Raw genomic sequence first — 13,950 nt, 5'->3', positions numbered from 1 at the left:
GAAGGGACATAAAGTATCATGGCAAAAAAATTATTATTCGGTGAAGACGCTCGAAATAAACTTAAGATCGGTATCGACGCAGTCGCGAACGCGGTTTCGACGACGCTGGGTCCGAAAGGCCGGAACGTCGCGATCGAGCAGAAATTCGGTTCTCCGACGATTACCCACGACGGCGTGACCGTCGCGAAGGAAGTTGAATTACCCGATCCGTTCGAAAATATGGGCGCTCAGCTGCTGAAAGAAGCTTCCGCGAAAACGAACGACATCGCCGGCGACGGAACGACGACCTCGACCGTCCTGGCGCACGCAATCGTTACAGAAGGGCTGAAAACCTTAGCCGCCGGCGCGAATCCGATGATGCTCAAGCGCGGGATCGAAGTCGCCGCGAAGATCGTCGCCGAAGATATCCGCGATCAGGCGATCGAAGTCACGACCAAGACCGATATTGCCAACGTTGCCACGATCTCGGCGCAGGACGAACATATCGGGAACCTGATCGCCGACGTCATGGACAAAGTCGGGAAAGACGGCGTGATCACCGTCGAAGAATCCAAGGGGCTTGAATTCGAAACCGAGTACGTCGAAGGAATGAAATTCGATCGCGGGTATATCAGCTCGTATTTCATGACCGACACCGACAAGATGGAATCCGTTATCAGCGATCCGTATATCCTGATTCATGATAAGAAGATCTCGGCCGCGCAGGATCTCGTCCCGATCCTCGAAAAGCTCGTCCAGACCGGGAAACGCGACGTCGTTATTATCGCCGAAGATATCGACGGCGAAGCGCTCGCGACCCTCGTCCTCAACAAACTTCGCGGCATGCTCAACGTCCTCGCGATCAAGGCGCCGGGCTTCGGCGATCGGCGGAAGGCGATGCTCCAGGATATCGCGATCCTGACCGCCGCTCAGGTCATCAGCGAAGAAACCGGGCGAAAGCTCGATTCCGTCCAGATTTCCGACCTTGGCCGCTGCGAAAAGGTCATTTCCGATAAAGAAAATACGACGATCGTCGGCGGTCGCGGCGACGCGAACGAAATTAAGGCCCGCGTCGACCAGATCCGAGCCGAAATCGATAAGACGACGAGCGATTACGATCGCGAAAAGCTTCAGGAACGCTTAGCGAAACTCTCCGGCGGCGTCGCGATTATCCGCGTCGGCGCGGCGACGGAAGTCGAGCTCAAAGAAAAGAAACATCGCGTCGAAGACGCTCTCTCGGCGACGCGCGCCGCGGTTGAAGAAGGGATCGTCCCGGGCGGCGGCGTTGCGCTCGTCAACGCCATGAGCAAGATCGCCGACCTCAAGGACCGCAACGAAGATATCCAGACCGGGATCAATATCGTCCGCAAAGCGCTGGATTGCCCGATGAAGAAAATCGCGGAGAACGCCGGACGCGACGGCTCCGTTATCGCCAGCAACATCCGCGCGCAGCAGAAGTCGAAGAAATCGAAGCAGATCGGCTACGACGTCCTCAAAGACAGCTATATCGACATGGTTGACGGCGGTATTATCGACCCGGCGAAGGTCACGCGCGGCGCGCTCGAAAACGCCGCCTCGATCGCCGCGATGATCCTGACGACCGAAGCTCTGGTCACCGAAATTCCGGAACCGGCGAAACCTGCCGCTCCGCAGATGCCCGAATATTAATCTTCGTTCGTATCTATACGAAAATCATGAAAGGGGCCGCGCCACGCGGTCTCTTTCGTTTACCTGTCCGGCTTTCCCCGTCCTCTTCCGCGCGCCTCCCCGGGTCACCGTTTGAATTCGCCGCCTCCGCCTCATTTCGTCAGGGTGATACAATAACTTTGCGGCTGAGAAACCTTTAACCGCGGGAAATTGAGAAATCAAAAAGGAAATTTTTGCTGATGAAAATCGCTGTACTGGCCGGAGGGAATTCCGGAGAACGAGATGTCTCCTGGGCTTCCGGCTGCAAAATCAGTAACGCCTTAGCCGACGCCGGCCACGCCGTCGCGCTCGTCGACGTCTGGCTCGGGCTTCCGGAGCTCGATCGGGAGCCCGAATCGCTTTTCCTGGCGCGTCCAGATTATCAGGATTATGCTTATCAGGTTCCGCGAACGCCGCCGAACCTGGCGAGACTCCGCGAAAACCGGATCCGGAACGGATCCGGCTATTTCGGCGTGCATGTCTTAGACCTCTGCCGGGCGGCGGACGTCGCCTTTATCGCGCTCCATGGCGCCGCCGGAGAGAACGGTCAGCTTCAGGCCGCCTTCGACCTCCTCGGGATCCCGTATACCGGGTCCGATTTTGCCGATTGCGTGATCGCGATGGATAAGCAGCTTTCGAAAAACCTGATCCGCTCGCTTGGCTGTGAAACGCCGGACTGGCTCTATTACAGAACGATCGAGGAGATCGACTTCGCCGGAGTCCGCGAGAAAATCGGCTTCCCCTGCGTCGTAAAGCCGCCGCGCGGCGGATCGAGTATCGGCGTGAGTATCCCGAACAATGAAGCGGAATGCGCCGAGGCGATTCGCGTCGCGACGACGTCCGATAAAACCGGGAGCGACGGCGACGTCCTGATCGAACGGTTCATATCCGGACGCGAATTCAGCGTCGGTATCTTAGACGGAAAGCCGCTCCCCCCGATCGAGATCATCCCGCAATCCGGCTGGTTCGACTATGAATCGAAATATCAGAGCGAACGGACGCGCGAGATCTGCCCCGCGGAGATTCCCGACGAGCTCAGCGCCGCCCTTCAATCCAAAGCGCTCAGGATCCATCAGGGACTCCGGCTTGGGTATTATTCCCGAATCGATTTTCGCGTCGACGACGGCGGAACGGCGTATTGCCTTGAAGCGAATACGCTGCCGGGAATGACGCCCGGGAGCCTGCTCCCGAAAGAAGCCGCCACGGCCGGAATCGCGTATGCGGACCTCTGCAACCGGATCGCGGTGAACGCGATATTCCGCGATTCCATTTCGAGTTAGTACCCCCAAAACGAATAGAGGAGACCAAACGACATGATCGATTTCGATAATCGCCCGTGGGGCCGATGGGAAGAATACCTGTTTGAACCGTCGTACCGCGTGAAGCGGATTTTCGTTTTTCCCGGAAAGCGCCTTTCGCTCCAGTACCATCATCAGCGCGCCGAAGTCTGGGTCATCGTTCAGGGCTCCGGCTTGATGACGCTCGGCGAAAAACGCTTCCAGGTAAGCGCCGGCGACGTCGTCCGGATCGAAAAGGAACAGCGGCACCGGATCGAAAACAATACCGCCGAAACGCTCGTCCTGATTGAAACGCAGCTCGGTATCTGCCCTGAGGACGATATCGTTCGGGTTGAGGACGACTTCGGACGAGCCTGAGTTTTTCCCAGCGCAATACTGAAAGAAGACGGCGGGCGCGATTGGAAATATGCCCGCCGTCTTCTTTTATAAAGAATAATAAGGAAAAGCTATTCTTTTTCGTATGGGACGCCCGCCGCCGCCGGCCCGGTCGCGCCCTTCCCAACGACGCCGCCCAGAACGACCATCGTAATCACGTAAGGCAGCATGTTAATAAACTGCCCTGGAATCGGCGAGCCAAGAATCGAGACGGCCGACGCCAGCGCGTCAGCAAACCCGAAAAGAACGCCGGCGAGGAACGACGGAATCGGGTTCCATCCGCCGAAAATCATCGCCGCCAGAGAAATAAACCCTTTCCCAGCGGTCATCCCTTCGTCGAAGCGGCCGACCGAACCCAGCGAGAAGTAAGCGCCGCCAATGCCCGCGATCAAACCGGATAAAATAACCGCCATGTAACGCGTTTTGAAAACGTTGACGCCGAGCGTATCCGCGGCTTTCGGATGTTCCCCCACTGCGCGGAGGCGAAGTCCCCAGCGCGTCTTAAACAGCAGGAAGTTAAACGCCAGTACCAGCAGGAGCATCCCAAACACGAGAAGGCTGTTGCTGAAGAGAACCGGGCCGAAAAACGGAATATCGGCCAGGAGCGGGATCGAGACGGTCGGAAAGCGCGGCGTTTTATTCAGCGCCTGAATATTCTGCAAGTACATGGACGAGATATACGAGGTCAATCCCAGAGAAAAAATATTAATAACGGTACCGGAGATGACCTGGTTGACCTTGTAGTGAATCGATAACCAGGCATGAACGCCGGAGAGCAGCCCGCTCGACAGCATCGCAGCCAGCACGCCAAGCCAGATATTCTTCGTTACCGACCCGACGATCGACCCAACCATCGCCGAAATCAGCATGTACCCTTCGACGGCGATATTCGTGATCCCGGAGCGCTCCGAAAGGATCCCGGAGAGCGCGCCGAGCGCGATCGGAACCGACATCGTCAACGCTGAGTTAAACAGGCTCGCGAAATTCAGCCGCTTATCGAACGAAACGTAAACCAGAAACGCCAGAATCAACCCGACGCCGCCAGCGACGAGAAATGCGTTCGATCGCCCTTTTGACCCGAACGTCAGGAGCCAGAGACCCAAAAGCGCCAAAACGACGGTAATCCCGATCAGGATCGCGCGGGAAGGAAGCGCCAAATCATCCATGACCCCACGCGTAGCCCCGCCAGGGGCCATGATAAACGTTGAGATTGTCGACGGGGTCGAAGCCGTTGTAAACGCAAAATAGATCACCGCCGCGAAAAATACAAGCAACGCTCCGATAATCCGGTCGCGGACAGACCGCGAATGCGCATGAATAGAACTTTCAACCACAGAAGCAGCGCGCTGACTCATCAGTTACCTCCAAATCCGGATACGCTAACCGCTTTCGAATCGGTTTTCGAATCCCCACGCAGCCGGTAAATCGTCCGAATAATCGCCGGTGCGGCGATGAAGACCAAAATAAACGCCTGAATAATCGATACGATATCGATCGGAATTCCCGTCCGACTCATCATCGCGCGCGACCCGTTTTTCATGAACCCAAACAGGAATGCCGCCGGGATGCAGGCCAGAGGATTGTTATTCGCCAACAGCGCCAGCGATATCGCGTCAAATCCATAGCCGGCCGAAACCCCCAGACCCATCGAATAGGTCACACCCAGGACCTGAACCGCGCCGCAGAGCCCGGCAAGCGCGCCGGACAGCGTCATACCCAGCACCATCCACACTTTGACGTTCAGTCCGGCGTACTTTGCCGCGTGCTTATTCGCGCCGGCGATCTGCAAGTTGAAGCCCCATTTCGTCTTGAACAACAGGAACCACGCCAGAATCGCGATCACGATCGAAAGGAAAAAACCCCAATGCAGCGTCAACGGACGGGCGAAGACGAGCGGGATCCGCGCCGATTCGAGGATCCCGTTCGACGTAGGCATCCCGCCGCTGCCCGTCTTTGTCATCGGCCCGGTCAGGAGAAATTCAACCAACCGAAGCGCAATATAATTCATCATAATCGTATTGATTACTTCATGCGACCCGGCGTTCGCTTTCAACCAACCGGGAACGAAGCCCCAGACCGCCCCGCCGATCACGCCGAGCAGGATCGCGGCCGTCATATGCAGCGCCGGGGGCAACCCCAAATCGGTCGTCCCAACGAGCGTCGCCAGAACCGCGCCGATATAAATCTGGCCCTCGCCGCCGATATTAAAAACGCCGGCGCGAAAACCCAGCGCTAACGCCAGCCCGGTAAACAGGTACGGCGTCGTCTCGACCAAACTCTGAAAAATCGGTTTAAACGCGCGGCTGACCTTCTCGCCGTTCCGGATCGCCTCGACAATCTTTCCCGGATCGCCGAACGCGCCCTGGAATAACGCGCTGTAAGCGTCGCCGATCGTCGCGAAGACAGCGCGCATCCCGGGACCAAAACCGTTCCTGAACGCCATGTAAACGGGCGTCGAGGTAACGGCGATAAAAATCGCGCCCAGAAGAAGACCGCTGAAAATTGCCAGGAACGGAATCCGAATCGCCTGCCAGAACCGATAGAGCCAGCCTCTTTTCTTTTCAGGCCTCAAACCGTTTTCCGGACGGACGCCGCCGGTACTTAACTTTTTTTCGCTCGATGAAAATGTATTGCTCATGATTCGACCTCGTGGGAATCTGCCTTCTCGGACGGGTCCATGACGCCCGCCATGTATAACCCGATCTTCTCTTTCGTCGTCTTGTCGCGATCTACCAGCGTCATCGCCTGCCCCTTGTACATGACAAGAACGCGGTCCGCCAACGACATAATCTCGTCCAGCTCGGACGAAATCAGCAGCACGGCGCAGCCCTCGTCGCGCTGCCGGACGAGCTGCGCATGAATATATTCAATCGAACCGATGTCGAGGCCGCGCGTCGGCTGCGACGCGACGATCAGCTTATTTCCACGCGATAACTCGCGCGCGACGATGACCTTCTGCTGGTTGCCGCCGGAAAGATTCCCGACCGCGTTAAGCGGATGCGGCGGGCGGACGTCGAACCGCTCGATCAGCTCCAGCGCGTTCTCGGAAATTTCCCCGCGATCGAAAATTCCGTTAACTGAGAACGGCGGCCTATAATACGTACAAAGCATCAGATTGTCTTCAACCGAGAACCCCAGGATCAGGCCGTCGCGCTGTCGGTCCTCTGGAACATGCGCTCCGCCCATTTCGACAAATTTCCGCGGCTGAAGCCTCGCGTATGGACGCCCCAGGAATTCGATCGTCCCCGCGTCGGGATCGCGCATTCCCGTTACCGCTTCCTCCAACTCGGTCTGTCCGTTGCCCTGAACGCCGGCGACGCCTAAAATCTCGCCGGCGCGAATTTCGAACGAAATCCCATGAACGGTAACCGTCCGCGTATTGTCGCTGACGTAAAGATCGTTGACACGAAGAACCGGCTCGCCCGGCTTGCAGGGGGCTTTATCGCTTTCAATATTCACCGATCGCCCGACCATCATCGACGCCAGGGACGCCTGATCCGATTCCTTCGGGAGCGCCTCGCCGACGACTTTACCGCGCCGGATGACCATAATCCTGTCAGAGTATTCGAGAACTTCCCGAAGCTTATGCGTAATAAAAATAATCGATTTACCCTGATCGGTCAGCGACTTCATGACGCGGAACAGGTCGTCAGCCTCCTGCGGCGTGAGAACCGCGGTCGGCTCGTCGAAAATCAGGATATTCGCGTTGCGATAAAGAAGCTTGACGATTTCGACGCGCTGCTGGATTCCGACCGGGAGGTCTTTGACGAACGCGTTCGGATCCAGGCTCAGCCCATACGTATCCGCGATTTCGGTAATCCGTTTGGCAGCGGACTGACGGTCGAGAACTCCCGCCATGCGAACCGATTCCTCGCCCAGCATGACGTTCTCCGTCACTGTGAACACGGGAATCAACATGAAATGCTGATGAACCATGCCGATTCCAGCGCGAATCGCGTCCATCGACCCGTGAATCTGGATCGATTGGCCATTGATCTTGAAACCGCCTTCGTCCGGCTGATACAGCCCATACAGAATATTCATCAACGTCGATTTTCCAGCGCCGTTCTCGCCCAGAAGCGCCAGAATTTCTCCTTTTTCCAGGCGCAGATCGATATGATCGTTGGCCAGGACGCCGGGAAACCGCTTGGTAATCCCTTTTAATTCCAATACCGGAGGCATTTTTCTACTCCTCATCCGTAATATTTTACCGACTGGAAGCCCTTATATTTCCATTCAATAATTATAGTTTGATTTTTCGAAAATGTCGATGTTTTTCGACCCAACTCTCAAGATCCGTCCATATGGCCGATTGAAAAAGGGCGGGAACGTACGCCCCGCCCAATTCAAAACGCTCCCGGAATTTCGATTTATTGAACGAACGCTTCGTTCAGCGCAATATCGCCGGAAATAATTTTCGCTTCAATATCGGCGAGTTCGGCCTTGAGCTCGTCGGAGATTTCCGCGTCAAATTCATGGAACGGGGCGATTCCAACACCCTGATTTTCGAGCGTACCGACGAGTTTACCGCCGGCGAACTTACCGTCGACAATCGACTTGACAACGTCGAACGTCGTCGCGTCCATTTTCTTAACAACCGACGTCAGGATGATCTTCGCGCTGTCAGGATAGGTCAGCGCCCAGTCAGAATCGACGCCGATAACCATACCGGTCCCGCGATCTTCAATCGCCGCGATCGTACCGCCGCCAACCGGACCGGCAACCGGCATGATAATATCCGCGCCCTGGTCCATCATCGCGATTGTCGTCTGTTTACCCTTGTCGAGGTCGTCAAACGAATCGACGCAGGTTCCATCCTGTTTTTCCAGGTCCCATCCGAGAACCTTAACGTCCGTTCCCTTAGCTTCGTTATAGTAGGCGACGCCGCGGGCGAACCCGTCCATGAAAATCGTAACGGTCGGGATGCACATACCGCCGTAGGTCCCGACGGTTCCCGTCTTCGACATCGCCGCGGCGACGTACCCGGCCAGAAACGCGGCTTCGTCCGTCTGGAAAACCTGATCGACAACGTTGTCCATTCCAACGGCAGAGTCAATAATCGAGAATTTTACGTCCGGGTTATCGGTCGCGGCGGTCGCCGTCGCTTCCTGAAGCATGAAACCGACCGTAACGATCAGATCGCAGCCGTCGTCGACTAACTGATCGATGTTGACCATGTAATCCGCGTCGGTTTTCGATTCGAGGACAATCCCCTTGATCCCCAATTCCGACTCGGCCATCTTAATCCCGTTCCACGCCGTCTCGTTAAACGACTTATCGTCGACGCCGCCCAGGTCGGTCACCTGGCAAATTTTGATCTGGTCCTGGGCCGCAACCGAAAAAACCGCAACGCCGAGAACCAACACTGCAACCAATACGCCAATGAGCATTTTTTTCATATATCCAACTCCTTCTATTTGAATTCGACAACGGATCATTCCGTTTCCTGCTTAAATTATACACGTTTTTGTCTGAAAACGGAACTCAAATCCTGATAATCTTTTCTCGTCGATGAAACAAAATATTTTTTAAAGGAAAAAACAACGGGGCTGACGGTATAATCAAAGTCCGAACTGCGTTCCAATATTGCGCAGCGCCTATGCGCAGTTTCGCAGTCGACAGGAGGAAACCGCCCGTGTACTTAAGAGGCTCGCGTTACAGCTATAACAACCGCAGAAAAAGATCGAACCCACTCCGGCTGGCGTTTCTCGCGGTCGTCGCCGCGTTCGGTATTTACTTCAGCGTTACCGTCGTTCCCGAAACGCAGCCGCTTTTCATCCCGACCGCCACGCCGACAACGCCGCCCGAAGCGTTTGTCTTTGAAGCGGAACAATTCGCGAGTGACGGAAAGATGGCTCGCGCGATCGAGTCGTATTATAAAGCGATCGATTCCAATCCGAAGGATATTTCCGTCTACGTAAATCTCGCGAAAATCGAAATGTACGAAGGGCATACCGAAGACGCGCTCCTGAACGCCGAAAACGCGATTCTCCTGAACGGGAATAACCCCGTCGCGCACGCGATCCGCGGCTGGGCGCTGGGCGAGCTCGGGAATTATCTGGACGCCGAAGCCGCGTTCCAGCGCGCCTCGGAGATCGACCCGACAAATCCGCTTCTGTATGCCTACATGACCGAAGCTTACGTCAACGAATTCAACGAAAAAGAATCGCTGGCGACGCTCGAAAAAGCGACCGACGCGTCCCGAAAAGCGATTGAATACGGAAGCGATACGATGGAAGCGCACCGCGCCCGCGGGCTGCTCCTCGAAATTACCGGGAACTATGAAGAAGCGATTAACGAATTTCAGATCGCGATTTCAATCAACCCGAATATCGCGGATCTGTACCTGGCGCTGGGACGAAACCTCCGCGCGGCGGACCAGACGACCGAAGCGATTACCGCGTTCGAGCGCGCCCGATCGCTGAACCCGTACGACCCCTGGGCGCCTTACTATATTTCCCGAACCTATAGCGGAAATGGCGAATACGCGAAAGCGATCCAGCAAGCCGAAGACGCGATCGACCTTGATCCGGAAGAGACGATGTTTTACTGGAACCTGGGAATTCAATATTACATGTCCGGAAAATACAACGACGCGGTTAAGAATTTCCGCCTCGCGATCTACGGCGGCATGACGCCTTCCGGCGCCATGATCGAAGGGATCCCGATTTCCTATAATAATCGGATTCCCGAACTATATTCGATGTATGGGCTGGTCATGGCGCGCAGCGGGAACTGCACCGAAGCGACGGAAATTGTCAGAAGGATCACTCAGAATATCCCGGACGACGCGATCGCCATGGCGAACGCGAACACGATGACGGACCGCTGCAAATCGAACGATTTCGATATCGCGCTCGCTTCGCCGGTCGACGACGAAAGCGTTATCGCGCTGCCGATGACCGACGGCGAGGGGACCGGAAGCGAATCGGAAGACGCGAACGAGTATGAAAACGAAACCGCCGAGAGCGACGCGGCGGCGGAAACGAGCGGCGGTTAGCGGATTTTTTATTCCCGAAACTACGAGCGGGCGACGCGCCGGGCGCGTTTCTTTTCTGGACGCGCCTTTGCCTCCTTCGCCGTATTGAAGCGGTTTTTTGCGTTCATGATATTTTCTGCGTCCAGACGTAAAATAGCGCGCAGGCTGCGCTGCGCGGCCGCGTCCCATTCCCGCCTTCCGCAAACGTCGCAAACCCAACATGGAAAATTCGGGACCATGACCACTTCATCGCCAATCCACATATAATACGTCGCCGCCCGATACCGCGGAATCCCCACCTGGCATTCCGAACAGAATTCAACCCGTGAATCCAAAGATTCGCTTTCCATTTCCGTTATACCTCCTGCCCCGCCTTACTCCGAAGGCGATACCGCGATCTCATACCCGATCGTCCCGATTCGGTTCAACGGCCAATAGCGGAAAAACGCGTTCCCAACCAGGTTCGCGCGCGGAACGCCGCCCCAGCTATGCGAATCGAATGAATGGTTCCGATTATCCCCAAGCGCGAAATACATGCCCTCGGGAACGACCCATTCCTCAAAATCATACGTCATCGCTTCATGCAGATACGGTTCGTCGACGGCGCCGCCGTTGATATACAGCTGATTTTCATGAATCGCGATCGTATCGCCGGGCAGCCCGATCAGCCGTTTAATATATTCCTTTTCCGGTTCAACCGGCGATTTAAAAACGACGACATCGCCGCGCGTCGGCTCGTTGAAACGATAATTCAGCTTATTGACCATCAGGAGCTGCCCTTCCAAAAACGTCGTATCCATGCTGATTCCCTCAACACGTACCCGACCAATACAGAAATCAATCGCAAAGTACAGCGCAAGGCCCATAACGATCGTCACGACCCAATCGATAACGTTCTCCATAGTAGTTTTTTTCTTCGTTTCGGTTTTCTTACGTTTGCTCATGTTATCGCTTCTCAATTCTTCTCATCGTTTAAATTCTAATCCGGTTTCGCGTAAAAGCTATCCAACAGGATTAAATGATTCAGCTTTTTAATTTATCGCCGCGCTTTATAGACGATCCGGATCGGCGTTCCGACGAACCCGAAACGAGCGCGGATCCGATTCATCAGGTAGCGTGTATAAGTAAAATGCGCCAGCTTTGGATCGTTGCAGTACAGCATGAACGTCGGCGGATCCGAACGCACCTGCGTCGCGTAATAAATCGAAAGCGAGCGCCCGGTTTTCGAAGTCGCGTGATGTTCGTCCTGCGCCTGATGAATAATTTCGTTCAACGCGGAAGTCGGGATCCGCGCGACGCGTTCTTCCTGAACCTGAAGCGCAGTAGGGAGGACCTGATTAACGCGCTGATTCGTTTTCGCCGAGATAAACAGGATCGGCACGTAATCCATGAAATTCAATTCGCGGCGGATCCTTTCGGTCATCTTCTGCATGGTATACGTGTCTTTTTCGATCGCGTCCCATTTATTGACGACGACGACGACGCTTTTCCATTCTTCGAGAATATATCCCGCGATATGCGCGTCCTGAACCGAGATGCCTTCGATCGCGTCGATCACCAACAGCGCAACGTCAGCCTTCTCGATCGAGCGCATCGATCGTAAGACCGCGTATTTTTCAACGCCGCGTTCGATTTTTCCGCGCCGCCGGATTCCGGCAGTGTCGATCAGCGTAATCGGGACGCCGTTAAATTCGATCCTGGTATCGATCGCATCGCGCGTCGTTCCGGCGATGCTGCTGACGATCACGCGATCTTCGCCGACCAACCGGTTCAGCAGGCTTGATTTACCGACGTTCGGCTTGCCGACAATCGCGATCTTGACGGAATCGTCATCGTCCTCCGGGACCTGGTCCGGAAATAACTCTATCATCGCATCCAGCAGGTCGCCCGTCTCCGTTCCGTGAATCGCGGAAATCGGATACGGATCGCCCATGCCCAGTTCGTAAAAATCATGCACATTTTCACGAATATTCGCAGAATCCACCTTATTCACGACCAGCAGGACAGGCGGACGAACGATTCCGCCGACGGTTTTTTGCGCCTTTCGCAGAATCCCGGCGATTTCCCGATCGGACGGCGTAACGCCGGAAATCGCGTCGACGACGAATAAAACGACGTCGGCTTCTTCGACGGCTAAGAGCGCCTGCTGTTTTATTTCAGCGACAAAATCGGCGGACCCAATCGAAAGCGGCTTTTTCTGGCCGCCTGGCTCCGGATCGATCCCACCGGTGTCGATCAGGTCAAATTCGACCCCAACCCATTCGCCAACGCCGAAAAGCCGATCCCGCGTCGTTCCGGGAACGTCGTCAATAATCGCATCGCGCGTTCCGGTTAATCGGTTGAAAATCGTACTTTTCCCAACGTTTGGCCGCCCCACAAGGGCGACAACTGGTCTCTTCATTTTTCCTGCTTCCACGAACCCGACCGGATCCGAACCCTGACCTCCGCCATGTATAATCGGCGCGAAAGGCGCCGATGCCGCGATAATTTTACCAAGCTTTCGCCTCAGCGCCGCGAATGCGCCGGGGAAGGCATGAAAATAAGCCTATAATTAGATATATGGAAGAGACTTGGCCCCTCAGATCTTTCCCTTAATCATTCAGCAATCGTTCCGCAGTAAACTGGTCGGTGACCAGGATATTAATCAACCGTCCGCGCAGCGCTCCGCGAATCGCTTCAAACTTCCGCAGCCCTCCGGCAATTCCAATCGCGCGCTCAACGTTCCGCAGCTGCGACAAACTCATCGAGATCACATGGTTCGTCAGCAGGTTTTCATCGAGCTCAGTCCCGTATCGATCAAAAAACCGCAGCAAAATATCCCCAACCGCCCCATTCCTGGATAGCAGCTTCAAATCCTTTTCCGACAGCACGTTCCCGCTCGCGGACAATAAACTCGACGGATTCATATCCCCGATCCCCACCAGCGCCGTATTCACCGACGAAAACTTATCCAAAACGTTGCAGACCGATTTATCCGTAATCAGCGCCTGATACGCCTCCCGGGACAATACCACCGCCGGAAGCGGCAGGAAATACGCCGGACCATTCACAAGATTCGAAAGACGATTCGCTAAATAAGTAGATTGATTCTGTGCGCTCGCCGTCCCCAATCCGCCGAGAATCTGAACAACCTGAATCCCCGGCTTCCGATGAACCGGCGCCATCGCGTCAACCATCGCCAGCAGAGCCGTACTCCATGAGGACAGCCCGATCACGTCGTTTGGCCGCAGGATATTTTCAACATACGACGCCGCGCAGGTCCCGATTTCGCGGATCATCGCCGGACTCTCCCGGTCCACGGAGCAATCGGCTATAACAACGTCCTTTAAATGATATTTTGCCGCCAGATGCTCTTCCATGTCGGTATACACGCCGCGAGGAATCTGAACGACAACCTTAATAATCCCCTCTTTTTCGCCCAACGAAAGCAATCGCGAAACAGCCGCCTGCGACAGGCCCAGCTGCTCCGCGATTTCGCTCTGCCGAATTTTCTTTTCATAATATAAACGCGCAACCCGCGCAATCAGCCTTGGATCTTCCCGATTCCCCATCGCGTATCCTTTTTTTCAGCGCTTCAGCCGCCGTCGGCTCATGAAATTGTCATAGCCGTTCCATGACGGATGTAACGAAGCC

12 protein-coding genes are annotated in these 13,950 nt (G+C 55.3%); 4 read left to right on the top strand and 8 right to left on the bottom strand.

Annotation, left to right across the window (positions count from 1 at the left end):
* Nucleotides 1-18 precede the first annotated feature (18 nt).
* The 3 genes from BEQ56_06190 to BEQ56_06180 all read left to right on the top strand — a co-directional run bounded on the left by BEQ56_06190 (nt 19) and on the right by BEQ56_06180 (nt 3,320).
* On the top strand, nt 19-1,647 hold the full coding sequence (locus BEQ56_06190; protein AOH43103.1) for a chaperonin GroL: 1,629 nt from the start codon (nt 19-21) through the stop codon (nt 1,645-1,647).
* Between the two features lie 218 nt (nt 1,648-1,865).
* Nucleotides 1,866-2,945, top strand: coding sequence for a hypothetical protein (locus BEQ56_06185; GenBank protein ID AOH43102.1), 1,080 nt, complete (start codon nt 1,866-1,868; stop codon nt 2,943-2,945).
* Between the two features lie 33 nt (nt 2,946-2,978).
* Nucleotides 2,979-3,320 carry a hypothetical protein gene (locus BEQ56_06180; protein ID AOH43101.1) on the top strand — a complete coding sequence of 114 codons (342 nt, stop codon included), beginning with the start codon at nt 2,979-2,981 and terminating at the stop codon, nt 3,318-3,320.
* 89 nt (nt 3,321-3,409) lie between these two features.
* Here BEQ56_06180 and BEQ56_06175 read toward each other — a convergent pair whose 3' ends face one another.
* From BEQ56_06175 to BEQ56_06160, 4 genes are all read right to left on the bottom strand, one after another.
* A complete protein-coding gene (locus tag BEQ56_06175; GenBank protein AOH43100.1) occupies nt 3,410-4,693 on the bottom strand; it encodes an ABC transporter permease in 1,284 nt (427 codons plus the stop codon).
* Complete coding sequence (locus BEQ56_06170; GenBank protein ID AOH43099.1) at nt 4,693-5,976, bottom strand: hypothetical protein; 1,284 nt, start codon at nt 5,974-5,976, stop codon at nt 4,693-4,695. The genes BEQ56_06175 and BEQ56_06170 overlap by 1 nt, the downstream gene beginning before the upstream one ends.
* The gene (locus BEQ56_06165) at nt 5,973-7,535 is read right to left on the bottom strand and encodes a heme ABC transporter ATP-binding protein (protein ID AOH43098.1); all 1,563 of its coding nucleotides are present in this window, start codon (nt 7,533-7,535) and stop codon (nt 5,973-5,975) included. Before BEQ56_06165 ends, BEQ56_06170 begins: the two co-directional genes overlap by 4 nt.
* Before the next feature lie 173 nt (nt 7,536-7,708).
* Nucleotides 7,709-8,737 (bottom strand): BMP family ABC transporter substrate-binding protein, encoded by a 1,029-nt coding sequence (locus BEQ56_06160; GenBank protein ID AOH43097.1) that lies wholly within the window; start codon nt 8,735-8,737, stop codon nt 7,709-7,711.
* A 236-nt stretch (nt 8,738-8,973) separates the two neighbouring features.
* Here BEQ56_06160 and BEQ56_06155 point away from each other — a divergent pair, with 236 nt between their 5' ends.
* On the top strand, nt 8,974-10,338 hold the full coding sequence (locus BEQ56_06155) for a hypothetical protein (GenBank protein AOH43096.1): 1,365 nt from the start codon (nt 8,974-8,976) through the stop codon (nt 10,336-10,338).
* Between the two features lie 20 nt (nt 10,339-10,358).
* On the opposite strand, the gene BEQ56_06150 is transcribed toward BEQ56_06155, so the two are convergent.
* The 4 genes from BEQ56_06150 to BEQ56_06135 form a co-directional block, all read right to left on the bottom strand.
* Nucleotides 10,359-10,667: a hypothetical protein gene (locus tag BEQ56_06150; GenBank protein AOH43095.1), complete on the bottom strand. Its 309-nt coding sequence runs from the start codon at nt 10,665-10,667 to the stop codon at nt 10,359-10,361.
* Between the two features lie 24 nt (nt 10,668-10,691).
* Nucleotides 10,692-11,261, bottom strand: coding sequence for a signal peptidase I (locus BEQ56_06145; GenBank protein AOH43094.1), 570 nt, complete (start codon nt 11,259-11,261; stop codon nt 10,692-10,694).
* 92 nt (nt 11,262-11,353) lie between these two features.
* A complete protein-coding gene (locus BEQ56_06140) occupies nt 11,354-12,718 on the bottom strand; it encodes a ribosome biogenesis GTPase Der (GenBank protein AOH43093.1) in 1,365 nt (454 codons plus the stop codon).
* Nucleotides 12,719-12,908: 190 nt separating this feature from the next.
* Nucleotides 12,909-13,868 (bottom strand): hypothetical protein, encoded by a 960-nt coding sequence (locus tag BEQ56_06135; protein AOH43092.1) that lies wholly within the window; start codon nt 13,866-13,868, stop codon nt 12,909-12,911.
* Nucleotides 13,869-13,950 lie beyond the last annotated feature (82 nt).

The organism is Anaerolineaceae bacterium oral taxon 439, assembly GCA_001717545.1.
Lineage (GTDB): Bacteria > Chloroflexota > Anaerolineae > Anaerolineales > Anaerolineaceae > Flexilinea.
Note: the sequence above shows the minus strand (reverse complement) of the source record. Positions and strands in the feature narration are given on the sequence as shown.

Coding starts and splice junctions, on each gene's coding strand:
- BEQ56_06190 (AOH43103.1), top strand. CDS start 19: ATGGCAAAAAAATTATTATTCGGTGAAGACGCTCGAAATAAACTTAAG.
- BEQ56_06185 (AOH43102.1), top strand. CDS start 1,866: ATGAAAATCGCTGTACTGGCCGGAGGGAATTCCGGAGAACGAGATGTC.
- BEQ56_06180 (AOH43101.1), top strand. CDS start 2,979: ATGATCGATTTCGATAATCGCCCGTGGGGCCGATGGGAAGAATACCTG.
- BEQ56_06175 (AOH43100.1), bottom strand. CDS start 4,693: ATGAGTCAGCGCGCTGCTTCTGTGGTTGAAAGTTCTATTCATGCGCAT.
- BEQ56_06170 (AOH43099.1), bottom strand. CDS start 5,976: ATGAGCAATACATTTTCATCGAGCGAAAAAAAGTTAAGTACCGGCGGC.
- BEQ56_06165 (AOH43098.1), bottom strand. CDS start 7,535: ATGAGGAGTAGAAAAATGCCTCCGGTATTGGAATTAAAAGGGATTACC.
- BEQ56_06160 (AOH43097.1), bottom strand. CDS start 8,737: ATGAAAAAAATGCTCATTGGCGTATTGGTTGCAGTGTTGGTTCTCGGC.
- BEQ56_06150 (AOH43095.1), bottom strand. CDS start 10,667: ATGGAAAGCGAATCTTTGGATTCACGGGTTGAATTCTGTTCGGAATGC.
- BEQ56_06145 (AOH43094.1), bottom strand. CDS start 11,261: ATGAGCAAACGTAAGAAAACCGAAACGAAGAAAAAAACTACTATGGAG.
- BEQ56_06140 (AOH43093.1), bottom strand. CDS start 12,718: ATGAAGAGACCAGTTGTCGCCCTTGTGGGGCGGCCAAACGTTGGGAAA.
- BEQ56_06135 (AOH43092.1), bottom strand. CDS start 13,868: ATGGGGAATCGGGAAGATCCAAGGCTGATTGCGCGGGTTGCGCGTTTA.